18 protein-coding genes are annotated in these 22,857 nt (G+C 59.4%); 8 read left to right on the forward strand and 10 right to left on the reverse strand.

What is annotated here, in order from left to right; all coding sequences use genetic code 11:
• Nucleotides 1–327 precede the first annotated feature (327 nt).
• The 5 genes from KBF66_RS01325 to KBF66_RS01345 all read right to left on the reverse strand — a co-directional run bounded on the left by KBF66_RS01325 (nucleotide 328) and on the right by KBF66_RS01345 (nucleotide 4,169).
• Nucleotides 328–771 carry a hypothetical protein gene (locus tag KBF66_RS01325; protein ID WP_296650898.1) on the reverse strand — a complete coding sequence of 148 codons (444 nt, stop codon included), beginning with the start codon at nucleotides 769–771 and terminating at the stop codon, nucleotides 328–330.
• A gap of 210 nt (nucleotides 772–981) precedes the next feature.
• Complete coding sequence (locus tag KBF66_RS01330) at nucleotides 982–1,539, reverse strand: FlgO family outer membrane protein (protein WP_296650900.1); 558 nt, start codon at nucleotides 1,537–1,539, stop codon at nucleotides 982–984.
• The gene (locus tag KBF66_RS01335; protein ID WP_296650903.1) at nucleotides 1,536–2,201 is read right to left on the reverse strand and encodes a hypothetical protein; all 666 of its coding nucleotides are present in this window, start codon (nucleotides 2,199–2,201) and stop codon (nucleotides 1,536–1,538) included. The genes KBF66_RS01330 and KBF66_RS01335 overlap by 4 nt, the downstream gene beginning before the upstream one ends.
• A 184-nt stretch (nucleotides 2,202–2,385) precedes the next feature.
• The gene (locus tag KBF66_RS01340) at nucleotides 2,386–3,177 is read right to left on the reverse strand and encodes a BPSS1780 family membrane protein (RefSeq protein WP_296650907.1); all 792 of its coding nucleotides are present in this window, start codon (nucleotides 3,175–3,177) and stop codon (nucleotides 2,386–2,388) included.
• Nucleotides 3,174–4,169 (reverse strand): homoserine kinase, encoded by a 996-nt coding sequence (locus tag KBF66_RS01345; protein ID WP_296650910.1) that lies wholly within the window; start codon nucleotides 4,167–4,169, stop codon nucleotides 3,174–3,176. Before KBF66_RS01345 ends, KBF66_RS01340 begins: the two co-directional genes overlap by 4 nt.
• A 157-nt stretch (nucleotides 4,170–4,326) precedes the next feature.
• Here KBF66_RS01345 and polA point away from each other — a divergent pair, with 157 nt between their 5' ends.
• Both polA and KBF66_RS01355 read left to right on the forward strand, forming a co-directional pair.
• Complete coding sequence (gene polA / locus KBF66_RS01350) at nucleotides 4,327–7,170, forward strand: DNA polymerase I (RefSeq protein ID WP_296651165.1); 2,844 nt, start codon at nucleotides 4,327–4,329, stop codon at nucleotides 7,168–7,170.
• A gap of 75 nt (nucleotides 7,171–7,245) precedes the next feature.
• Nucleotides 7,246–7,917: a hypothetical protein gene (locus tag KBF66_RS01355; protein ID WP_296650913.1), complete on the forward strand. Its 672-nt coding sequence runs from the start codon at nucleotides 7,246–7,248 to the stop codon at nucleotides 7,915–7,917.
• A 9-nt stretch (nucleotides 7,918–7,926) separates the two neighbouring features.
• Here KBF66_RS01355 and KBF66_RS01360 read toward each other — a convergent pair whose 3' ends face one another.
• From KBF66_RS01360 to KBF66_RS01370, 3 genes are read right to left on the reverse strand one after another with little or no spacing between them, the layout of a single operon-like run.
• Entirely contained in the window at nucleotides 7,927–9,213 is a 1,287-nt protein-coding gene (locus KBF66_RS01360) for a dihydrolipoamide acetyltransferase family protein (protein ID WP_296650917.1), read from the reverse strand.
• A 3-nt stretch (nucleotides 9,214–9,216) separates the two neighbouring features.
• Nucleotides 9,217–10,245, reverse strand: coding sequence for an alpha-ketoacid dehydrogenase subunit beta (locus KBF66_RS01365; RefSeq protein ID WP_296650923.1), 1,029 nt, complete (start codon nucleotides 10,243–10,245; stop codon nucleotides 9,217–9,219).
• Complete coding sequence (locus KBF66_RS01370; protein ID WP_296650929.1) at nucleotides 10,242–11,483, reverse strand: 3-methyl-2-oxobutanoate dehydrogenase (2-methylpropanoyl-transferring) subunit alpha; 1,242 nt, start codon at nucleotides 11,481–11,483, stop codon at nucleotides 10,242–10,244. Before KBF66_RS01370 ends, KBF66_RS01365 begins: the two co-directional genes overlap by 4 nt.
• 227 nt (nucleotides 11,484–11,710) lie before the next feature.
• Here KBF66_RS01370 and KBF66_RS01375 point away from each other — a divergent pair, with 227 nt between their 5' ends.
• The 4 genes from KBF66_RS01375 to KBF66_RS01390 all read left to right on the forward strand — a co-directional run bounded on the left by KBF66_RS01375 (nucleotide 11,711) and on the right by KBF66_RS01390 (nucleotide 14,878).
• Nucleotides 11,711–12,622 carry a dienelactone hydrolase family protein gene (locus KBF66_RS01375; RefSeq protein WP_296650932.1) on the forward strand — a complete coding sequence of 304 codons (912 nt, stop codon included), beginning with the start codon at nucleotides 11,711–11,713 and terminating at the stop codon, nucleotides 12,620–12,622.
• 87 nt (nucleotides 12,623–12,709) lie between these two features.
• Nucleotides 12,710–13,804, forward strand: a complete 1,095-nt coding sequence (locus KBF66_RS01380) for a hypothetical protein (RefSeq protein WP_296650936.1) — start codon at nucleotides 12,710–12,712, stop codon at nucleotides 13,802–13,804.
• Nucleotides 13,805–13,836: 32 nt separating this feature from the next.
• Nucleotides 13,837–14,265 carry a PaaI family thioesterase gene (locus KBF66_RS01385; RefSeq protein ID WP_296651168.1) on the forward strand — a complete coding sequence of 143 codons (429 nt, stop codon included), beginning with the start codon at nucleotides 13,837–13,839 and terminating at the stop codon, nucleotides 14,263–14,265.
• Between the two features lie 118 nt (nucleotides 14,266–14,383).
• Complete coding sequence (locus KBF66_RS01390; protein WP_296650938.1) at nucleotides 14,384–14,878, forward strand: GNAT family N-acetyltransferase; 495 nt, start codon at nucleotides 14,384–14,386, stop codon at nucleotides 14,876–14,878.
• 32 nt (nucleotides 14,879–14,910) lie between these two features.
• Here the strand turns inward: KBF66_RS01390 and KBF66_RS01395 are convergent, their stop codons facing one another.
• Together KBF66_RS01395 and KBF66_RS01400 are read right to left on the reverse strand one after the other, a co-directional pair.
• Entirely contained in the window at nucleotides 14,911–17,103 is a 2,193-nt protein-coding gene (locus tag KBF66_RS01395) for an EAL domain-containing protein (RefSeq protein ID WP_296650942.1), read from the reverse strand.
• The gene (locus tag KBF66_RS01400) at nucleotides 17,100–19,214 is read right to left on the reverse strand and encodes an HDOD domain-containing protein (protein ID WP_296650945.1); all 2,115 of its coding nucleotides are present in this window, start codon (nucleotides 19,212–19,214) and stop codon (nucleotides 17,100–17,102) included. The genes KBF66_RS01395 and KBF66_RS01400 overlap by 4 nt, the downstream gene beginning before the upstream one ends.
• A 341-nt stretch (nucleotides 19,215–19,555) precedes the next feature.
• On the opposite strand from KBF66_RS01400, the gene KBF66_RS01405 reads away from it, so the two are divergent.
• Together KBF66_RS01405 and KBF66_RS01410 are read left to right on the forward strand one after the other, a co-directional pair.
• A complete protein-coding gene (locus KBF66_RS01405) occupies nucleotides 19,556–22,021 on the forward strand; it encodes a Tex family protein (protein ID WP_296650948.1) in 2,466 nt (821 codons plus the stop codon).
• Between the two features lie 2 nt (nucleotides 22,022–22,023).
• Nucleotides 22,024–22,857 carry an HDOD domain-containing protein gene (locus KBF66_RS01410; RefSeq protein WP_296650950.1) on the forward strand — a complete coding sequence of 278 codons (834 nt, stop codon included), beginning with the start codon at nucleotides 22,024–22,026 and terminating at the stop codon, nucleotides 22,855–22,857.

The raw sequence follows: 22,857 nt of genomic DNA on the forward strand, positions 1-22,857 counted from the left end.
GGCATAAAACGCGCGCCAGCGAACTGACGCCCAAAGCAAGCCCGCGCCAGATATGGCTACGATCGCGCCAGGCCTATTGGCGAATTTCATCCCTGTTGTTCTCTGTGGTTGCATTAAGAGCCATCATAGTACGATCGAAAGCCCAGGCCTATTTTCAGGAAGCAAGGATCAAGTATGCCGCTTGATGTTCAACGCTTTGTTGCCGGGTGACTGGGTTTATCGCGAGCTTGGCCGGCGCGCTGACTGCAACTGCCACGCCTGCTTTTGGTTCTGCCATCGACTGATGTTGTCAGGTCACAGGTGGCGGAGCAGATTCGACGACGGCGCTCAGGAGCGTTGGTCAAACAATCGGGTCCACCAGTTGCTGCGCGAACTGGGTTGGGGCGTTGGTGGGTCAAGACGTTCTGGTGGCGTGCGTGACAACACCCACAGTGGCAAGATCGGTGTATTGCTGTGGCTGCAAGACGACCCCAGATTGTGCGGGTCAAATATCTTGATGAACTGCGGTTGTGCTGGCGCATCGGCAAACACGATTCCGCAGTAATCGTGCTGATGTTCGCGACGCAGCAGCGCGTCTGCTTCGTCGATGAATCGCAATAAACCGGCTTCGTCCAAGGGCGCCTCAGGCCGTTCTTGCCCCAACTGGGTCACAAACCAGCCATGTGGCTGCGCCCGCAACTGCCGCCAAAGGTCATCAAGTTGGGACCAACGCAACATGCCCTTGAAATTGCCGTTGAACTGTTGCCAGAAAGGGGAGGAGGCGGCATTCATGGTCAATGAAGATTATTGGCGACAGGCCATATGAAATAAGCGTGGAACGCTTCCAAAAACAGCAAATGATGCCAGAAAAATGTGATTTGATTTGATTCGAATGGACTGATGACGATGATGAAGTGGTTGTGCAATTTGCATGGGCCGAAAAAAAAGCCTGACAGCGCTCAACGCGATCAGGCTATTTGACTGGCGCCGAGTCGGGTGGTGTTATTTGACCTGCATCACCTGCAGCAGTTTATTGATGTCCTTGTCGTTAGGCAAGGCATAGTCGTAGCCGCGCACGATGCGGCTGTCCTCGGTTCGCACAAACTTCAAACTGACGTAAGTCACATTGGCGGCAACTGAATAAGTACCCACCAGCACGTAGCTGGCATGGTGGCTCTGGGCAATTTCCTTGATCTCGCGCGACAACAGCAACTCGCCGGTTTCTTCTTTGACAAAGACGTCACCGCGCAGCTTCATTTCCTTGACATTGAAGCCGGCGTTGACCATGTGGGTGGCGTATTGCTCCGACAGGGTGCGCCCAAGCGGCGCCGAACGGCGCATATCGTTGACGTTGACAATGGTGGCTACCAGCACTGGCGTGTCGCCCAGCGGTGCCAGATCAAAACCGGCGACCAGCCGGTTGATGGCATCACGGTTGGCGACCACAAACTTGTTCGCCGCAGCTTCTTCGTAAGTGGTTTCGGTGCGCTGCACGGTGGTGCTGCTGCAAGCACCCAGCAAAGCCAATGCGATGGCGCTGAGAATGATCTTTGACTTCATGGGCCTACCACCTTGACGAGACGGGGTGTTTTCACCGGTTGCAGGGCCGCAAACAGGGTGACGTCCTCTTCCTCAACGTAATAAATGTCGGTTTTGCGCGTCAGGTAGCGCCCGCCGGTGGCCACGGTCGTGGTCAGAATCAGCTCGGTGTGGGTCGGCCCGCCTGAATTGATGCTCGCCACGGTGTCAGCCACGGCTGCCAGCCCCAAACCACCCACCAGTTTGGCGTCCACGTGCTCAAGGCGCAGGCCATACATCGCATACAAACCCGCGGTCAGCATGGTAAAGCCGCCTGGCACAAAGTGCTGCCGATAACTCTGGTGCCGAACCACCTGGGTCTGGTAACTGACTTCGATGGCGTTGTCTGGCTTTTGCATGACGATGCGGCCGGACTTGACCAGTTCAGTGATCAGAAACTCGCGAAACGCACGGTCGAACTCGCTTGCGTTGGGTGGCAAAGCGACATAAAGATGAGAGGTGGTCCCTACTTTGCTCAAGGTATCAAGCGTTTGGGCCACCACATCACGCGACAACAGGTTCCAGTGACCTGCCGAGCGCACCTTGGGTTGAACCGTGAGTGGGAAATTTTCTGATACAGGTATTGGAGAAGTGGCGCAGGCCGACAGCAGCGCGGCACTGACGCCGAGTAGCAACATCCGCATGGATCTGGGAATCAAGATAGCCCCCTTGTACATGGTTGAGAAGTCTGAAACGGCTGCCCTCAGAGCCACCGATGCTCTCATTATCAACGGTTCTGCGCGTTCATAACAAGTTCAATACCGGGCTTTGGCTGGTTTTTTCGCTACATACCAAGTGGACGTCGCGGGATTGGCAACACAAATTCGCTCATTTGAGAGCTGTTGAGTCGTCGTCGGTGTCGGATTCAAAACTGTCGCGGTATGTGAAAAACAGCGAGCAAAAGAACATCGATGCCACCAGCAGCAGGGCGGGCAACAGCAGCGACGCCGCCAGACCCGGACTGCCGAGCAGGCTGGACAGCGCGGTGACCAGCAGCACGGTGATGACCATGATGCTCATCCAGAGGGCTGCAAAGATGGTGTAGGCCCAAAAGTTGCGCAGACACGCCACAATGCTGAAGAACATACTTTTTGCTGGCGACAACGTTTGCCAGAATACCAGTGCCGGTGCGTGCCAGAACAACAGAGACAGCGGCAAATGCAGACTGATAAACACCCACATGGCGGCCTGGAACTCGCCCGAACCCAGCATTTCACTGGTTGGCGCCTGCCCAGCCAGGTACATGCTGGCAAATCCACCGCCATCCACCAGGTACGACAACCCCATTACCGCCACAAAACCCAGCGCATACCAGGCGCCCAGGGTTAGCATGGCGCGCAGGATCGGAGCGCCCGAGCGAAAGGCGGTGAGCAACACCCATGGCATCGGAAACCGCCCCTGCGTCGCCTCGCGGGAGGCTGCCATCAGTCCCAGGGTGCAGGCGGGCAGCAGCGTCATGGCGATGGGCAGGCCGACGATTGGCAGCATGCCCGCCACCGACATCAGCGCCATGAACATAAAAAACAGCCCGGCCAGCGCCAGGGGCTGCTTGAAAAAGGTGCGTACGCCAAGTTTGACCCATGTGGCACCCTGGCGCGCCGGAACGAGCTGCAGCTTCATGGCTGCCCCATCAGCGCGTTGTAATCCATCGGTGCTGTGCTCCGCATTCGCAGCACTTGTTCAAAATGGGTGGGGTCGTGCGCCGCCAGCACACTGGCCTGGCGCGGCAGGTGAAAGTCCCATAGTCGCGAGATCCAGAAGCGCAGCGCCGCAGCCCGCAGTATGACGGGCAGCAAAGCGCGCTCGGCTGGCTGAAGGGGTCTGACAGCGGCATAAGATGCTATAAAATGATTAGCTAACATGGATTGATGGCAATGGGCTATGGGGTCAATACACCAAATATTCAGGCAAACGCACAGATCAAACAGCCAGGTGTCGACTCCGGCAAAATAGAAATCGAAGAAACCGCCCAGAGTTGGCGCGTCATCCATCCCGGTGAACAACACATTGTCCAGGAACAGATCCGCGTGAATCACGCCGCGTGGCAGTGCGGTGTACCGGCTGGATGCCGCCACATGATTCTGCAACGCCAGCTCGGACCGGATCAGCGAGGCCTGGTCGGCGTCCAGATACGGCAAAACGATCGGCACGGTTTCGTTCCACCATGACAGACCTCGCAGATGGGGTTGTTGTGGCGCAAAGTCAAGCGCCGCCAGATGCATATGCGCCAGCGCCGCACCCACCTGGGCACAATGTGCGGCGCGCGGCTGTTGCACACTGTGCCCGCGCAGTCGATTGACGACCGCCGCCGGTTTGCCTTTGACTTCCAACACCAGATTGCCTTTGGCATTGGGCCGGGGCTCGGGCACGGCGATACCGCGTTCGGCCAGATGTTTCATCAGCTGCAGGTAGAACGGCAGCTGCTGGGCGCTCAGCCGTTCAAACAAGGTCAGGACATATTCATGTGTCTGTCCGTCCTGTTGGGTGCTGACAAAATAATTGGTGTTTTCGATGCCGCCGGTGCAGGCCTGTAGGCTGCTGAGCTCGCCCAGATTGAGCGAACGCACCAGTGCGCGCGCCTCTCTTTCCGAGACCTCGGTATACACCGCCATGGATCAACGTGCAGCCGCAGCGGCCAGGGCCGAGTCAATCCCGGGCGCGGGTGCGACCGAAAAGCCTGCAAGGTGTGTAGCGGACAGGAGGCAGAATTGCATCGTCAGATTGTAGAGAAACATCCGCACGCTGCCATAGCACAGGCAAAATGCCATGATGAACAATGCCCCCAAACCCACTCTGCTGCTGGTTGACGGCTCCAGCTATTTGTATCGCGCCTTTCACGCCATGCCGGATTTGCGGGTGGTGCCAGGTGACCCCGGCAGTGCACCGACAGGTGCCATACGCGGCATGATCAACATGCTGCAAAGTCTGCGCAAGGAGGTGCCGGCGCAGTTTGCCGCCTGTGTGTTTGACGCCAAGGGACCCACGTTTCGTGATCTGATCTACCCGGACTACAAAGCCAACCGTGCGCCCATGCCCGATGATTTGCGCAGTCAGATCGAGCCCATTCATGAGGTGGTGCGGCTGATGGGCTGGAAGGTGCTCAATGTGCCCGGCGTGGAAGCCGACGACGTGATTGGCACACTGGCCGCTCTGGGTGCCCAGCGGGGGATGGAGGTGATCATCAGCAGTGGCGACAAAGACCTGGCACAACTGGTCAACGCGCACATTACCATCATTGACACCATGAACGGCAAACGGCGTGACGTGGCCGGGGTGACCGCCGAGTTTGGCGTGCCCCCACACTTGATGCGTGACTACCAGACGCTGGTCGGGGACACGGTCGACAACGTGCCTGGTGTGCCCAAGGTGGGGCCCAAGACCGCCGCCAAGTGGTTGAACGAGTTTGGTTCGCTGGAAGCGCTGGTCGCTCAGGCGGGTAGTGTCAAGGGCGCGGTGGGTGATAGCTTGCGCCAGACGCTGGACTGGCTGCCCACCGGTCGTTCCCTGGTCACCATCAAGACCGACTGTGATCTGAGCGACTGGCTTCCACGTCTTCCTGCTATGTCAGATATAGCTGTTGGAGCAATGGATACAAGCGCTTTGGCTGGTTTTTATGAGAGAAACGGGTTCAAGGGCCTGGCGCGGGCACTGGCGGCAACCGCAGCAATCCAGCCGGGCGACGTAACGCCCGCGACGCTGCCCAGCGCACAAGCAGCAGTCGTGCCGCAGGCCGCCAGGGAGCGTGACCTGTTTGACCTGCCGGACCCGGTTGCGACAGCCGGTGCCGCACTGTCTGGCCCGCCCGCCACGTCGCTCCGCTATGACACCCTCCTGAGCTGGGACCGTTTTGATGACTGGATGGCACGCATCATGGCCGCCGATCTGGTGGCCATCGATACCGAAACCACTTCGCTCGACGAGATGCGCGCGCAAATCGTGGGCATCAGTTTCAGTGTGCAGCCCGGTGAGGCGGCGTATGTGCCGCTGGCTCACGCCTACCCTGATGCACCGGAACAACTGCCGTTGCTTGAAGTGCTGGCCAAACTGCGTCCCTGGCTGGAAGATGCCACCCGTGCCAAGCTGGGTCAACATATCAAATACGACCGTCATGTGTTCGCCAACCATGGCATCGAGGTGCAAGGCTACGTGCACGACACCATGTTGGAAAGCTATGTGCTGGAAGTCCACAAGCCACATGGGCTGGCGAGTCTGGCGCTGCGCCACCTCGGGCGCGTCGGGCTCAGCTTTGAGGACTTGTGTGGCAAGGGCGTCAACCAGATCTGTTTTGATCAGGTCGACGTGGCCCGCGCTGTACAGTATGCCTGTGAAGACTCGGATTTGACCTTGGACCTTCATCGGGTGCTCTGGCCGCGATTGCGCGACGACCCCAAGTTGCGCTTCATCTATGAGCTTGAAATCGCCAGCAGTGAAGTGCTTTACCGTATCGAACGCAATGGCGTGCTGATCGACGCGCCGACCCTGGCGGCGCAAAGTCACAGTCTGGGCCAACGCATCTTGCAACTGGAAAAGGAAGCGCACGAGCTGGCTGGGCAGCCCTTCAATTTGAGCAGTCCGAAGCAGATTGGCGAGATTTTTTTCACCCAGTTGGGGTTGCCGGTCGTAAAAAAGACGGCGACCGGTGCCCCCAGCACGGACGAAGAGGTACTGGAGAAACTGGCCGAAGATTACCCCTTGCCGGCCAAGATCCTGGAGCATCGGGGTCTGGCCAAACTCAAGGGTACTTACACCGACAAACTCGCCGCGCTGGCGCTGCCGGCCAGCGGGCGCGTCCACACCCACTACGCGCAAGCGGTGGCGGTGACGGGCCGACTGTCCAGCAACGACCCCAATCTGCAGAACATCCCGATCCGCACCCCTGAGGGTCGGCGCGTGCGCGAGGCCTTTGTGGCGCCTGCGGGACACCTGATTGCCAGTGCCGACTACAGTCAGATTGAGCTGCGCATCATGGCGCATCTGAGCGGCGACGCTGCTTTGCTGTTGGCTTTCCATGATGGCATGGACGTGCACCGCGCCACCGCAGCCGAAATTTTTGGCCTGGAAACAGCGCAGATCTCAACCGAGCAGCGCCGCTACGCCAAGGTGATCAATTTTGGTCTGATTTACGGAATGAGTGCGTACGGGCTGGCGCGGGCCTTGAACATCGACAATACGGCGGCCAAAAACTACATCGCACGGTACTTTGAACGGTATCCGGGTGTCAAACACTACATGGACCACACCCGTAGCCTGGCCAAGGCGCAGGGTTATGTGGAGACGGTGTTCGGGCGGCGACTTTATCTGCCCGAGATCAATTCGCCCAACGGCCCGCGTCGCGCCGGTGCCGAGCGTGCCGCCATCAACGCACCGATGCAGGGGACGGCCGCAGACCTGATCAAGCTCAGCATGGTGAAAGTGCAGCAGGTGATCGACGCCGAGCGGCGTGCCACTCGCATGATCATGCAGGTGCATGACGAACTGGTGTTCGAAGTGCCCGAGGCTGAGTTGGACTGGGTGCGTCACGAGGTGCCACGGTTGATGGCCGGGGTGGCACATCTGAAGGTGCCGCTGTTGGCCGAGGTGGGTTTTGGTGCCAATTGGGACCAGGCGCATTGAAGGCTCTGACGGTCTGGCGCCCGAAGTGTTTGGGTTAAGCTTGGATCGGGTTTTGGCAATGTGGAGGTTTTTGCGGTGGAAAACATGACGGTTCTGGCGCTGGCAGCTTGCGTGGTCAGCGCTGCAGCGGTATTCATCTTCATGCAGTTTCAACGATATGAAGAGCGGCAGAAGGCGGCCGATCAACTTCTGAAGGCGAGCGCCGACCTGGAATCGGTGAAAGCAAAGTTGCTGGGATACACCAAGTTTGCTGACTACCTGGTGCCGGCCAAACAGCATTTGGCGGACCAGGCCAAGTCGCTTGCTGTCAGCGTGGTGCGCGAAGTGGTGCAACTGTCGCGTTTGACACCCGACAAAGAACGAATCAAGGCAGAGGTCCTGCTGGTGAGCAGGTATCAGGTTGAATTCGTGCTGGCGATCGACCTCAAACCCGAAGGGTTTGAGCTGCTCCAGGAGGGTAACGGTATCAGCCTCAAGACCGGTCTGCCGACTTTGACATCGGCTCCTCTGGTGCGGTCGGCGTCGCATGAGTTGTCGCAGGCTGGGGTGGTTACAGACGAGCGCGCCTTGTTCGCCGACATCAGCCAGAAATTCAGCTTGGTCGCCCAAACCCAAGGGCAGGCCGTTGCCCGAGAGGACGCTGTGCGGGCGCTGTGTAAAGCCAAGGTGGTCGACGCCCTGCGGGACTTTTTGTCCCGCCAGGCAGGTGTCAGGGCACTACCCATGGTGGTGCTGAACTTTCGATAACGATGCGGTTCAGGGTACAAACAGCAATGCCGGGTGTTCCAGCAGCCGGCGTATGCGCTGGATGAACAGGGCCGCGTTCATGCCATCGACCACGCGGTGATCAAACGACGAAGACAGGTTCATCATTTTGCGCACCACCACGGCACCCCCCAAAACGACGGGACGCTCCACCATGCGGTTGATGCCGACGATCGCCACCTCGGGATGGTTGATGACCGGCGTGCTGACAATGCCGCCCAGGGCGCCGAGGCTGGTCAGGGTGAGGGTTGAGCCGCTCAGTTCTTCCCGGCCGGCTTTGCCGCTACGGGCTGCTTCGGCCAGGCGCAGCACCTCAGCGGCACAGGCCCACAGATCCAGCGCATCGGCGTTGCGCATCACCGGCACCATCAAACCGCCCGAAGTCTGGGTGGCCAGGCCCAGGTGGACGGCCTTGAAACGGGTCACCATGGCCGCATCGTCGTCGTAACGGGCGTTCACTTCAGGGTGCTGGCGCACCGCCAGTACCATCGCACGCACCAGAAAGGGCAGCAATGTGAGGCGTCCGCGTGTTGCACCATGCTCGGTATTGAGCTCGGTTCGAAAGGCTTCGAGTTCGGTGACGTCTATTTCTTCGACGTAAGTGAAATGCGGGATGTGGCGTTTGGACTCCTGCATCTTTTGCGCGATCTTGCGCCGCAGGCCAATCACCGGAATCTGTTCGTCGCCTTCTGAGCTGCTCAGAAGAGGTTTGTATCCAAGCGGGCGACGACCCGAGGATTGCAGGTGTGCGTCCAGGTCCGCGTGGGTCACAGGCGCCGCCGGGTTGTTTGCGGCAAGCGCGGCCAAGTCGATGCCCAAGTCGCGCGCACGTCGGCGCACCGCCGGCGCGGCCAGCACGTGTGCGGCAGGCGTGCTGGAAGTCGGTCGGGCAGTTATCTGCAGGGCTGGCGGTGGTAACTCAGGTGTGATCGGCGTGGCCACCTCAATCGCAGCCAGAGCCTGAGCAGGAGCAGGAGCAGGAGCAGGAGCAGGAGCAGGAGCAGGAGCAGTATCCGGACCCGCCGGACTTTCGTCGGCTTCAGTCTGAATGTGAATGATCTCGGAGCCCACCGCCATCACCTGTCCGACAGCGCCACCGAGCGCCAGCACCACGCCGTTGACGTGGGATGGAATCTCGACCGTCGCCTTGTCAGTCATGACATCGGCGAGGATCTGGTCCTCCATCACCCGGTCGCCCACGTTCACACGCCAGGCCACCAGTTCCACTTCGGCGATACCTTCGCCAATATCTGGCATCTTGATAATTTGAATGCCCATGGTTCAAGCCTCCATGACGCGTTGGAACGCCGCCGCCACGCGCGCCGGTCCCGGGAAATACGACCACTCCTGCGCATGGGGGTAGGGAGTGTCCCAACCGGTGACGCGCTCAATAGGTGCTTCCAGGTGGTAGAAACAGTGCTCCTGGATCAGTGCCGAAAGCTCGGCACCAAAACCACTGGTCCGTGTTGCTTCATGCACGATGACACAACGGCCGGTCTTCTTGACCGACGTCACCAGTGTGTCGAGATCGAGTGGCCACAGGCTGCGCAAGTCGATCACTTCAGCGTCAACGCCACTCTCCAGGGCGGCGGCTTGCGCCACATGGACCATGGCGCCATACGCCAGAACAGTCACATCGCTGCCGGCGCGGGGAATAGCGGCACTGTCCAGTGGTACGGTGTAGTACCCCTCCGGTACATCACCCATTGGATGCTTGGACCAAGGCACCACCGGGCGCTCATGGTGACCGTCAAACGGGCCGTTGTACAAACGCTTGGGCTCCAGAAAAATTACCGGATCATCGTTTTCAATGGCCGAGATCAGCAGACCCTTGGCGTCATACGGGTTGGACGGCATCACCGTGCGCAGGCCACAGACCTGGGTGAATACCGCTTCCGGGCTCTGGCTGTGGGTCTGGCCGCCATAGATGCCGCCACCGCAAGGCATACGAATGGTGATGGGCGCGGTAAAGTCGCCGGCCGAACGGTAGCGAAGCCGCGCCGCTTCCGAGACGATCTGGTCGGTCGCCGGGTACACATAGTCGGCAAACTGGATTTCGACCACCGGACGCAGCCCATAGGCACCCATGCCGACGGCGGTGCCGACAATGCCGCCTTCGGAAATGGGCGCATCAAACACACGCTGGTTGCCATACTTCTTTTGCAGCCCCTCGGTGCAGCGGAACACGCCACCAAAGTAGCCGACATCCTGGCCGTACACCACCACCGTGGGGTCGCGCTCCAGCATCACATCCACCGCTGATCGCAGCGCCTGGATCATGGTCATGGGGGTTTTCACAAGGTGGTTCATGCTCCGGCTCCGAGTTCCTGTTGTTGCCGCTTCAGGTGTGCAGGCATGTCCTTGTACACATCTTCAAACATGCTGCTGATACCGGGGGTGTGCGCGTCGGCCAGCGTGCCATACTTTTCGGCTTCCTTCTGCGCCGCAGACACCTCGGCCTCGACCGCCTTTTGTGTGGCTTCGTGTTCGGCCTCGCTCCAGGCATCCAGTGCCAGCAAATGTTGCTTCAGCCGGGCAATCGGGTCGCCCAGCGGAAAACGCGCCACATCGTTGGCAGGGCGGTATTTGCTGGGGTCGTCAGAGGTGGAGTGTGGCCCCGCCCGGTAGGTGACCCACTCGATCAGGGTGGGGCCAAAGTTGCCACGCGCACGCTCCAGCGCCCATTGGGAGGCGGCATATACGGCCAGAAAATCATTGCCATCGACCCGAAGCGAGGCAATGCCACTGCCGACACCACGCGCCGCGAAGGTGGTGCCTTCACCGCCCGCGATGGCCTGAAAGGTTGAAATTGCCCACTGGTTGTTGACCACATTCAGAATCACCGGCGCGCGATAGACATGGGCAAAGGTCAGCCCGGTATGAAAGTCGGCTTCCGCCGTGGCACCATCACCGATCCAGCTCGACGCCACTTTGGTGTCACCCCGGATGGCACTGGCCATCGCCCACCCGACGGCCTGGATGACCTGGGTGGCAAGATTGCCTGAAATAGAGAAAAACCCCTGTTTTTTGCTTGAATACATGACCGGCAACTGGCGCCCCTTCATCGGGTCGCGGCTGTTGCTGTACAACTGGCAGATCATGTCGACCATGTGATTGTCTTCACGGGTGAGCAACAAACCCTGCTGGCGGTAGGTGGGGAAACACATGTCGCCATCACTCAGGGCCAACGCGTGTGCGCAGGCAATGGCCTCTTCGCCCAGACACTGCATGTAAAACGACATTTTCTTCTGCCTTTGGGCAATTTGCATCCGCGCGTCAAAGGCGCGTGTCAGCATCATGGCGCGCAGACCTCGTCGTAACAGTGCCATATCCACTTTGGGCGCCCAGGGTCCCAGCGCCTGACCCTGATCGTCAAGCACACGGATCAGCGCAAACGCCAGATCATTGGTCTGTGCGGCGGCCACGTCGACCGGCGGACGGCGTTTGGCTCCGGCGGCAGAAAGGGGAAGATAGGAAAAGTCGGTGTCGTGCCCGGGCCGCCCAGTGGGTTCTGGCACATGCAGATGAAGCGTTTGACGCTGTGGCATGAAAAAGTCTCCTGGCAGGTTTGTGTCCTGCTTTAAAACAAGCACCGCCTGTCTTCAGCACGGGTAGGCTGGCACCAGGTCGGACCCTGCAGTCTGCACAGTCGGGGTCGCCGCTGGCATGGCCTGCGGCGCAGAGCATAGCGGATTTCATGCGTCCCACATATCCCCATGGACTAGTCGGGAACCGCCTGTCGTTAAGCTCTTGACTTTTATCAAAGGAGACCCGCATGCTCAACAAAGATCAGACCCAGGATTTTTCCGCACTGTTGCCCGGTACGTCCACCGAAGCCGGTGCCAGTCGGCGCACGGCGCTGAAAATGGCTCTGGGTGTGGGTTATGCCGCGACCGCCATGCCGATCATGGCGCAAACCGCCATCAAGACGTCGTCCGACGGCCTGCGCACGGGTGAGGCAATTTACGACGTGGCGGGTTTCTCGGTGCCGTTTTTCTTTGCCATGCCGCAGGGCAAGAAAAATCTGCCGGTGGTATTGGTGATCCAGGAAATTTTTGGCGTCCATGAGTACATTGCCGATACTTGCCGGCGCTTTGCCAAGGCCGGCTATCTGGCCATTGCGCCCGAGTTGTACGCACGTCAGGGCGACCCGTCGAGCTATTCGGAAATGGCCAAGCTGATGGCCGAGGTGGTGTCCAAGGTGCCGGATGCACAGGTCATGGGTGATCTGGATGCCGCCGTCCAATGGGCCGGTGAAAACGGTGGCAACATCAAGAAAGTCGGCATCACCGGGTTCTGCTGGGGTGGACGCATCACCTGGCTATATGCCCAGCACAGCAAGAACGTCAAAGCTGGCGTGGCGTGGTATGGCAGGCTGGTGGGCACGGCCTCAGCTCTGACACCCAAACACCCGCTGGATCAGGCCGCGCAACTGAAGGCACCTGTGCTGGGTCTTTATGGTGGTCAGGACGGTGGTATTCCGCTGACCACGGTCAATCAGATGAAGGACGCCCTGGCCGAGGCTGGTGCCAAGGGCAATGCAGCGGCCAAAGCTTCGGAATTTGTGGTCTACAAGGATGCACCGCACGCTTTCCATGCTGATTACCGACCCAGCTACCGCAAGGAGCCGGCGGCGGACGGTTTTGCCCGTGCATTGGCATGGTTCAAGACACATGGGGTTGCCTGACCGGATCCATGGGGCTCGGCAGCAACGACCAAAAATAAAGCTTGAAAAGAGGCTGAATTCCGCGTCAGTTTGGTCGAATAACCATGCATGAAGATCAGCCAATCCACCGTCGCCCTGCAAAGCCAGCACCTCAGTGCCCAGCTTCGCAGCTCCGAAACCACGATGAGAGCCTGGGTCGGCGAGCGACGACCGGACTTTGAGGGCCGACAGAATGCGCAACGCCTGATCAGCGGAGTCAACTTGTCACTTTCGGGGGCGGCTCGCGCCCATCTGGCGGCGCGCCGCCTGCAGCAGGATGCGGCAGCTCCGGTTGATGGGGTGAGGCAAGCGTCGGACGCCGTGCTGAACGACCCCCGTCTGAGCCTGTTGGTCGAGATGGTGCAAGCGATGACGGGTCGGGTGGTTCAGGTGTTCGATGCGCGGGAACTGCAGCCAGACCATGTCAGCGCGCCGGCTCTGGCAGCCGCATCTTCGGAGCGTGCGCCTGCGCGAGGTGCCGGCTGGGGCATGGAGTTGCAGCACCATGAGATGATCGAAGAGAGGCAAACCACCACCGTCAACGCCCAGGGCATCGTGCAAACCGCCGATGGGCAGCGCATCGACTTCTCATTGCAACTGGCGATGAGCCGCTCGTATGTCGAAGAAAGCCGTTTCTCACTGCGCGCCGGGGATGCGGTGTTGAAGGACCCGTTGGTGATCAACTTCAGTGGCGATGGTGCACAACTGGCAGACCTGCAGTTCGCCTTTGACCTGGATGTGGATGGTCAGCCGGAGCGCATGCCCTTTGTCACCGGTGGCAGCGGTTTTCTGGTGTTGGACCGGAATCAGGATGGCAAAGTGAATGATGGCTCAGAACTTTTCGGTGCGCGCAGTGGCGACGGATTCGCCGAACTGGCGCAATACGATCTGGACGGCAACCAATGGATCGACGAAAACGACGCGGTTTACCGCCAGTTGCAGGTCTGGCAGAAGAATGCTCAGGGGCAGGACAGCTTGCGTACGCTGGCGCAGGCAGGCGTCGGCGCGCTGCATTTGGGGCAGGTTGCCAGCCCGTTTTCGCTGAACACCGCGACCAACCAGACCTTGGGGCTGGTACGGGGTACCGGCGTTTTCCTCTATGAGACCGGTCAGGTGGGGACGATGCAGCAAGTCGATCTGGCCACACAGCCAACCCAGGCCTGAGCACGCCTGACTTTGATGGATCAATGATGGGCATGGATTTTGGTGTTGTCGTGCCCTTCACGCGGCACATGGGATTTACGCTGGAAGTGTTTGACGACGGCCATTCCGAAGTGCATTACACGGCGCGGCCGGAGCATCTGAATTCGTTCAACGTGACCCATGGGGGAGCCTTGATGACACTGCTCGACATCGCCATGGCCACCGCGGCGCGCAGTGTGCAAAAGGACATGGGCATGGTCACCATCGAGATGAAGACCAGCTTCATGCAGCCCGCGCGTGGCCCATTGGTTGCCAAAGGTCATTTGATGCACCGTACGGCCACCTTGGCATTTACCGAGGCCACCGTGTGGGACGCCTCTGGCCGGGCCTGTGCCCATGCCACCGGTACTTTCAAGTTTGTACGACGACTCGCCACCGGACCGCGCAGCGTCAACGACCTGCAGCAGCTGCCAACGGACTGAACTCTTCGATATTTTCGACCTTTAGCGCATATTTGGTATGGCTTTATAGCTATAACAATTGAAGCTATTTTCTGGACCAATGCGGGGTATAGTGGAGCCCGCAATGGGAGCAAGCGATATGACTTTTCATTTGTGGAGCATTGGCAGCGGCGCACGCAGCTCGGATGCGCTGGTCTGGCGATTGCTGGCGTTTGAGGATCTGCGGGTGTCTGAGCTGTACGAGGTGTTGCGTCTGCGCAGTGAAGTGTTTGTGGTGGAGCAGCATTGCATCTTTCATGACATGGATGGCTCGGACGCGCAAGCCATGCATCTGCTCGGTGTACAACAGGGAGAGTTGCGTGCCTACGCACGCTGCTTTGCTGCAGGGGTCAAGTTCCCTGAGGCCAGCTTCGGCCGGGTGCTGACACGCCAGACGGTTCGTGGCACGGGTTTGGGGCATCAGCTGATCGACCAGGCGATCACGGCGATCAGCCAGTTGTGGGGTCCGCAAGCGATTCGCATCGGTGCCCAGATGCAGTTGGCGGACTTTTATGCCCAACATGGCTTTGAAGACGCCGGCCAACCTTATCTGGAAGATGGCATTGAGCATCTGGAGATGCTTCGCCCGGCCTGAGCGCTACCGCCATGCCTGGGTACAGGCTGATCTCAGGCGCGTTTTTCTGTCTGCAGCAGGGCCATCAACGCCGTGTGTGACATCGGACGATGAAAGTAATAGCCCTGAAAGGTGGCGCATCCGGCCTGTTCCAGATAGCGCTTTTGTACCTCGGTTTCCACGCCTTCAGCCACCAGCTTCAGGCCCAAACCTTTGGCGATCGAGATGATGGCCAACACCACCGGGAACTGCAGGCCGTCGTCCTCGATCGGAATTACAAAAGAGCGGTCGATTTTCAGAACATGGATGGGAAAGCGGTGCAGGTAGGACAAAGAGGAGTAGCCGGTACCAAAGTCGTCAATGGCGACCCGAACGCCAAGCTGACAGAGTTTGTTGAGTTGCTCAATCGCGGTGATCGGATTGCGGATACAGATATTCTCAGTCACCTCAACCTCGATTTGCCCGGCCGAAATCCGGTAACGGTCGAGTGTGCTCTTGAGTTTGTCGAAAAAATCACCACGCTCAAGGTACTGTGGTGACAGATTGATGGACAGGTAAATCGGCTCGCCCCCCAAGGTGTTCCAGGCCAGCAGATCCCGGCAGGTCGCCTCCAGCATCCAGTCGCTGAGCTGAATGATCAAGCCATTGTCTTCGGCGAACGGCAGAAAAGCCGCAGCCCCCAGAAAGCCGCGGCGAGGGTGATTCCAGCGCATCAGCGCTTCAACCCCGATGACTTTGCCAGAAACCACATCGACCTGCGGCTGGTAGTACATCTCCAGCTCGCCATGGCTCAGGGCCAGATGCAAGTCGTGCTCCAGCGTGATCCGCTCTGATGAGACATCCTGCATCTGCGCGTCAAAAAAGGCGTGCCCGTTGCGTCCCTTGGCTTTGATGCTGTGCATGGCCAGGTCCGCCTTGCGGATCAGTTCATCGATGCAGTCGCCGTCACCCGGAAACACCGCCACACCGATACTGGCAGAAATATGCAGTGCGTGGCCACCCAGCACAAAGGGTTGACGCAGGCTTTGCAATAGCTTCTGCGCCATACGGCTGGCGTCGTCCGCTTGCTCAAGTTCGGGCAGCCCGACGGTGAACTCATCACCGCCGAAACGTGACAAGGTATCGCTTTGGCGCAAACACGCCCGCAACCGAGCGGCCGCTTGTTGCAGCAATTCATCACCAATCTGGTGCCCCAGCGAGTCGTTGATCATCTTGAAGCGATCCAGATCGACGAACAGCACCGCCAGCGTGCCCTTCTTGCGTTTTGCCTGCAACAACGCGAGATTGAGCCGATCCTTGAACAACAGGCGGTTAGGCAGATTGGTGAGAATGTCGTGATACGCTTGGTAAGCAATCAGTTCATCGGCACGCTTGCTGTCGGTGATGTCGCGCGCGATGCCATAGACACCACGCGATTCGGCCTTGTCAACAGGCACGGTACTGGTGCGCTGGCGCTCATGCGCAGAAATGCTCATCAGCTCGACGATGAAGCTGCGCGGCTCATCCTCGAGATGGTGGGATTTGAGACGAAGTTCTATATTTCGTGACCAGCGGTGGTCGCGTTTGTTGTCGCCAAAAACAAAGTTGGCGCGTTCCATGTCTGATTCATGCACCAGCTCACTGTAATGACGGCCCATCAGGTCCCGGCTTTTGAAGCCAAGCAGCGGTTCGACCCGGTGGTTGACAAACGTGATCTGGCCGTTGGCACTGAGCGTGAAAATGATGTCGGGTGAGCTGTCAACCAGATAGCGGTAATGTCGTTCGGAAAACTCCAGCTGGGCGGCGAATTGCCGGTTTTCGGATTCCAGGCGACGCTGTTGCAGGGCGTTGTGGACCGCCTTGAGCAGTTCTTCGCGCGAATAGGGCTTACGCAGGTAGTCGTAGGCACCACGTTTGAGCGCGCCGATGGCCGCGTCGATCCCGGCGTCGCCGCTGGTCACGATGACGTTGGCGTCGATTTCACGGGCAATCATGAAATCCATGATTTCATGGCCACTGATGTCTGGCAAACGCAGGTCAAGAATCACCAGATCAAACCGCTCCTGACTGAGCTTGCGCAAGGCCTCATGGCCGGTCGCCGCAGTTGTCAGAATGAAACCGCGGTTTTTCAGCAGTTCACAAAGGCTGCCCAGAATACGCGGCTCATCGTCGACCAGTAACAGTTGCGGCGGCACAGGCGGCAGCGCCGTCGCCGACTTGCGGGGTCCCTCCGGTGCCAGGTCGTGCAATGGATCCAGTGGGGTCATCTGGCGCTGGCCCGCACGGGCAACTGGATTTCGAAGCTGGTGCCAAGGGGTGAACTGTTACAACTGATCTGCCCGCCCAGTTTTTTGACCAGGCCATGCACAATGCTCAAGCCCAGGCCGCGGTTCTCGCCGGCCTTGCTGCTGCGCACCGGCGAAAACAGCCTGGCCAACACCTCGTCGGGCAACCCGGGACCGTTGTCCTTGATGTGCAACTCAAAAAACTCCTGGTTATCTCGAGATTTTCTGCCCAGGTTGACGACCTCGATGCGCCCCCCTTTGGGCAGTGCTTCAACCGCATTTTTGATCAAGTTGACAAGAATTTGCTTGAGGGTGTCGACGTTGCCGCTGATTTCGCAGCCCTGCTCATTGATACGGGCGGCAATCTGCACCGAAGCGGGTAGAAACCGGCTCTCCCGAAACAGCCGCACGATGTCGTTGACAACGCGGTTCAGGTCGACGGCGGTGCTGGGCGCAGGGGCGGTGACACCGGCAAACTCCTTGATGATGGTGCCCACCCGATCAATTTCCTCGTTGAGGATCGTCAACTCACCCGTCACCGGTTCCTGGCGTGCCAGTTTTTCGTCCACTACGCCGAGGTAGCTTTTGATGATGGTCAGCGGGTTATTGGCTTCGTGTGCTACCTTGCGCGAGTTTTGCAAATGCTCCTCGCGCAACCGGCCGATGCGGCGGTCCAACTCGCCACGCTCGCGCGCCGCCATGTCCATGGCCTGGCCGGCCTGATTGCCAAAGGAGAGCAGATACTTTTCCTGGCGTTTGAGTTCGGGCTCGCGCCAGCCCTCGATCCCCGCCACCAGCATACCCAGACAACGGTTACCTGCCAGCAAAGGGATACACATCAGGCTGTCCGAGCCGAAGGCGCGCAGCAACTGGTCTTCGACCAGGCTCAGGGCACCACGCTGCTTTTGCAGTACCACCGGTTTGCGCTGTAGTACGGCCTCCGCCATGCCGCCGCCACCCAGTGCCAGTGTGAAGTCGATCAGTCGCTGTCGCTGTTGCCCTGCGGCCACACCGATCAAGGACTTGCCACCACCGTGTATCAGAAAAACCACGGCGTCATTCAGGTCGAGCAGTACACCGGCTTGCTGTCGTATGCATTCCAGCATTTGGGCGTCGCCCTTTTGGCGCGCCAGCAATTGCGCCAGTTCGGCCATCAAGCTGCGGTTGCGAATCTCTTCATTCAAGCGTTGCTGTGCCCCACCGAGACTTGGGAGGGGTGGTGGAACCGCCGTCGGTGAAGCCAGTACTTCGACACCTCTCAGGTCAATCCCCATTTGCTCCGCTGTGGTCATGACCAGGGACTCGGCGCGGTCGTAGATGGCCTGGATCTGCGCATCAGGAAGATTGCACAAAACACCCAGACCTGGTGCCAGCGGTACACCGGCGGGCTGGTCACTCAGCACATGCGCGATCTGCACCAGCCGGATTAGTGGGTGAGCCGATTCCAGACGTGCCGCACTTTCATGGTGATACAGCACGGCATCGGCGATGAAAGAGTCCATTTGCCAACGCTCGATCAGCCAGGCACCGGCCTCGGCATGGGATATCTGCAGTGTTCGTTGTTCCAAAGTACAAAGATTGTCACCATCCGGTGTGTGGAAGTTGAAGTGGTACATCTCTGGCGCAGCCGCCAGCAGGGCCAGTCGTCCAACGTCATGCAGTAGACCCGCCAGATAGGCCTCTTCGAGCTGAGCGTACTTGATTGCCTTGGCGGCGTCGCGGGCCACCATCGCTGCGGTGAGTGAGTGTTTCCAAAAGCTGCGCAGGTCTGCGCTGGCGGCGTGGCTGAAACCGTTGAACGTCTGGAAAACCGACTCGCTGATCACCAGCGTCTTCACCAAATCGGCACCCAGTACATTGAGGGCTTGCAGCAGGTCAACCTTGCGGCCACTGCGGTGATAGGCAGCGCTATTGGCGACCCGCATGATGCGGTCAGTCAGGGCTGCATCACCACTGATCAGCGCTGCCAGTTCGGCCATACCGGCCTCGTCAGCCTGGCACAACTCCATCAGCTTGAGCAGCACCTGCGGCATGGCAGGCAACCGCGCCACCAGCAAACGGTTTCGAATGTCTTCAGGTTGAAGTGAATTCACAAGCGGCTCTGATCTGGCTTCTTTGATGACGTTCCTTATTGCCACGTGCAGCGGTGTTCCGGCACATAGGCTCCAACTTTCTCAATATAACAGCAAAGCAACGCATCAAGGACTCTTTTTTTTAAAAAACATAGCAAAAACAAGTACGCCCTATGTAGGAGTTTTCATGCTGTATATAAGAAATGTGCTATCAATATCACAAGAATCGACGGCGAGTATTGACGCGTTTGACGGGTCCGTCAAGGACGCCAGAATCAGCACTGCGCTCCCTGTCGCCTGTGGCACACTCGGCGGCTTTGCTTTTTCAAGCACCGGCCTTGCGGCTGGTCTGTTGCTGATCCATGCTCAAAATCATCGAACAAATTGCACACGAACTCTCGGTCCATGCCAGGCAGGTTGCCGTCGCGGTCGAACTCCTGGATGGTGGGGCCACGGTGCCATTCATCGCACGTTACCGCAAAGAAGCCACTGGCGGGCTTGACGATATCCAGTTGCGTGGGCTTGAAGCGCGACTGGCTTATCTGCGAGAACTGCGGGACCGCCAGACCAGTGTCATCAGGAGTATTGAAGAGCAGGGCAAGATGAACCCTGCTCTGCTGGCGGCTTTGCTGGCCGCATCGACCAAGCAGGAACTGGAAGACCTGTACCTGCCGTTCAAAACAAAACGGCGCACCAAAGGGCAGATTGCGCGTGAGGCGGGTCTTGAACCACTGGCCGATGCCCTGCTGGCGGATCCAGCGCAGGATCCGGCGGTGACTGCGCGGGCGTTTGTCAAGCTCGACAAGACTCAAGCAGGTGACGACTTCACCACAGTGCTAGCAGTACTGGACGGGGTGCGCGATATCCTGAGTGAGCGCTGGGCCGAAGACGCCTCACTGCTGAGAGAGATGCGCCAGTGGCTGTGGACGGACGGCCTCTTCAGGAGCCGGCTGATGGAAGGGAGGGATCCGAACCAGCCTGAGGTTGCCAAGTTTCGAGACTATTTTGACTATGAGGAGCCCATAGGTCGTGTACCCTCCCATCGGGCGCTGGCGGTCTTTCGCGGCCGTGGGCTGGAGATACTGGAGGCGCGCCTGGTGTTGCCGGAGCCCGTATCGACCACCATGGCCCCCCGACCGTTGACGACAAATTCGACTTCATCGCAAGAATCACAGGATGCAGGCACTGGACCCAAGAAAGTGCAACCCACGGTATCGCTGGCTGAAGGGCGCATTGCGCTGCATTTAGGTTGGCAGCATCAGGGTCGGGCTGGCGACGAACTGATCCGCAGATGTGTGGCCTGGACCTGGCGCGTCAAGCTGAGCCTGTCGACCGAGCGTGACTTGTTCACCCGTTTGCGTGAAGCTGCCGAGGCGGTAGCGGTGAAGGTGTTTGCCGACAACCTGCGTGACCTGTTGCTGGCAGCCCCCGCCGGTCCCAGGGTGGTGCTGGGGCTGGACCCTGGCATCCGCACCGGCGTCAAAGTGGCGGTGGTGGATGCCACCGGCAAGCTGGTCGAGACGACAACGGTGTACCCGTACGAGCCCCGCCGGGATTGGGATGGTGCGCTGCAACAAATGCGGCAACTGTGCCAGCGCCATGGTGTGACGTTGATTGCCATAGGCAACGGTACCGGGAGCCGCGACACCGACCGGCTCGCCGCTGATCTCATTAAGTTGATGTCAAATCACCCTGAAGCGCATAGCAGCAAAGGATTTAAAGCTATTGAAAAGGTGGTTGTCAGCGAGGCTGGAGCGTCGGTGTATTCGGCCAGTGAGTACGCCAGCCAGGAAATGCCCGAGGTGGATGTCAGTCTGCGCGGTGCGGCCAGCATTGCCCGGCGGCTGCAAGACCCGCTGGCCGAACTGGTCAAGATCGACCCCAAATCGATTGGTGTCGGCCAGTACCAGCACGATGTCAATCAGTCTGATCTGGCCAGAACACTGGACGCTGTGGTTGAGGACTGTGTGAATGCGGTGGGTGTCGACTTGAACACAGCCAGCGTGCCCTTGTTGTCACGGGTGTCAGGCATGTCTGGCATGGTGGCACGTTCGGTGGTGCGCTGGCGCGAGTGCCACGGTGCGTTTGCCAACCGTGCCCAACTGCTCCAGGTGAGCGGGCTGGGTGCCAAGACTTTTGAGCAATGTGCCGGTTTTCTGCGCATTCGCGGGGGTGACAATCCGCTCGACATGACGGCTGTGCACCCCGAGACTTACCCGGTGGTGCAGGCCATCATGAGCCAAACAGGCAAATCGGTGGCCGAACTGATGGGTCGCGCCGATTGGCTGAAAACGCTTCGACCCGAGACCTACGTCAGTGAACAGTTTGGTGTGATGACGGTCAGGGATATTCTGGGAGAACTGGAAAAACCGGGACGTGATCCGCGCCCCGATTTCCGGGTGGCGCGATTCAATGAAGGCGTGGACGACATCCGTGACCTGCAGCAGGGCATGGTGCTGGAGGGGACAGTCAGCAATGTGGCGGCGTTTGGTGCCTTTGTCGATCTGGGCGTGCACCAGGATGGCCTGATCCACGTCAGCCAGTTGGCACACAAGTTTGTCAGCGATGCGCGTGAAGTGGTCAAGACCGGCGATATCGTCAAAGTACAGGTGCTTGAGGTCGATGCGGCACGCAAGCGCATCGCGCTGACCATGAGGCTCGGCTCGTCCAGCCGGCCCGATCGTGTGGGCGAAAACCACTTTCAGGGGGCATCGGCCGCGCAACGTCATGCCGATCGTGCGCACGGCGTCGGCAGGGCGGGTGGACTTGCGCCACAATCGACAGCCATGTCGAGTGCATTTGCCAAATTGAAGGGACTCGGATCGTAAGCATGGAACTTGCCGAAGTCCTGTCGCCTCGTTTTGTCATCCCCAGCGCACCGCGCGTGTTGGCGCTGTTGCTGGCCGAATTGGCGCGTCCACAACCGGATTTGCGGCGTGTCGTGCAATTTATCAGCACTGATCCGGCGCTGACCACCCGGGTGCTGCAGGCGGCCAATGCAGGTTTTTTCAGCCTGAGTGGCCAAGTCCATGGTGTCAGTGAGGCGTTGGCGGTGCTGCGTCTCGGTCAGGTGCAGGCGATGGTGACCTCGGCTGCGGGCTTCACCTCGCCTCGCCTGGTTTCCGGTTTGGCGATGGCGCAGTTCTGGGCCTATAGCCGCGATTGCGCCAAAATGGCCCGATCTCTGGCGGGACTGGTGCGGCAGAATCAGCAGGCTGCGTTTACCGCCGGATTGGTCCACGCCGTCGGCACGCTGGCCATGCGCACCGCGATGCCACAGGTGGTGGCGCTTGACGCCGAAGTGGGGGCGCTGGAGCTCAAACGCGAGCGTCTGGAACGCCAGGCCTTTGGTTTCTGCTATAGCCAGGCCAGTGCCTGGCTGGTGCGTCAGTGGCATTTCCCGCAGGTGATTGTGGATGCCCTGCAGTACTTGACGGCGCCATTTGACAACGACATTTATGAGCCCTTGGCCGGTGTGGTGCATTTGGCCGCCTGGCGCTCGAGGGCGCGTCAGGCCGGCTTCACGCAGAACATGATGACGGTGACGTTTCCGGGGGCGGTCGCGGAAGTGCTGGGGCTCGATATCGACATGGTGCTGCAACAGGACCCGATCGACTGGTCGGCCCAAGTGCCGGGGCGCCCCCTGCTGGATGCAGTGAGTTGA

Source organism: Rhodoferax sp., from assembly GCF_018063565.1.
Classification (GTDB): Bacteria; Pseudomonadota; Gammaproteobacteria; order Burkholderiales; family Burkholderiaceae_C; genus Rhodoferax.

Coding starts and splice junctions, on each gene's coding strand:
- KBF66_RS01395 (WP_296650942.1), bottom strand. CDS start 17,103: ATGACCCCACTGGATCCATTGCACGACCTGGCACCGGAGGGACCCCGC.
- KBF66_RS01370 (WP_296650929.1), bottom strand. CDS start 11,483: ATGCCACAGCGTCAAACGCTTCATCTGCATGTGCCAGAACCCACTGGG.
- polA (WP_296651165.1), top strand. CDS start 4,327: ATGAACAATGCCCCCAAACCCACTCTGCTGCTGGTTGACGGCTCCAGC.
- KBF66_RS01380 (WP_296650936.1), top strand. CDS start 12,710: ATGAAGATCAGCCAATCCACCGTCGCCCTGCAAAGCCAGCACCTCAGT.
- KBF66_RS01405 (WP_296650948.1), top strand. CDS start 19,556: ATGCTCAAAATCATCGAACAAATTGCACACGAACTCTCGGTCCATGCC.
- KBF66_RS01360 (WP_296650917.1), bottom strand. CDS start 9,213: ATGGGCATTCAAATTATCAAGATGCCAGATATTGGCGAAGGTATCGCC.
- KBF66_RS01335 (WP_296650903.1), bottom strand. CDS start 2,201: ATGCGGATGTTGCTACTCGGCGTCAGTGCCGCGCTGCTGTCGGCCTGC.
- KBF66_RS01390 (WP_296650938.1), top strand. CDS start 14,384: ATGACTTTTCATTTGTGGAGCATTGGCAGCGGCGCACGCAGCTCGGAT.
- KBF66_RS01340 (WP_296650907.1), bottom strand. CDS start 3,177: ATGAAGCTGCAGCTCGTTCCGGCGCGCCAGGGTGCCACATGGGTCAAA.
- KBF66_RS01330 (WP_296650900.1), bottom strand. CDS start 1,539: ATGAAGTCAAAGATCATTCTCAGCGCCATCGCATTGGCTTTGCTGGGT.
- KBF66_RS01375 (WP_296650932.1), top strand. CDS start 11,711: ATGCTCAACAAAGATCAGACCCAGGATTTTTCCGCACTGTTGCCCGGT.
- KBF66_RS01410 (WP_296650950.1), top strand. CDS start 22,024: ATGGAACTTGCCGAAGTCCTGTCGCCTCGTTTTGTCATCCCCAGCGCA.
- KBF66_RS01365 (WP_296650923.1), bottom strand. CDS start 10,245: ATGAACCACCTTGTGAAAACCCCCATGACCATGATCCAGGCGCTGCGA.
- KBF66_RS01325 (WP_296650898.1), bottom strand. CDS start 771: ATGAATGCCGCCTCCTCCCCTTTCTGGCAACAGTTCAACGGCAATTTC.
- KBF66_RS01345 (WP_296650910.1), bottom strand. CDS start 4,169: ATGGCGGTGTATACCGAGGTCTCGGAAAGAGAGGCGCGCGCACTGGTG.
- KBF66_RS01385 (WP_296651168.1), top strand. CDS start 13,837: ATGGATTTTGGTGTTGTCGTGCCCTTCACGCGGCACATGGGATTTACG.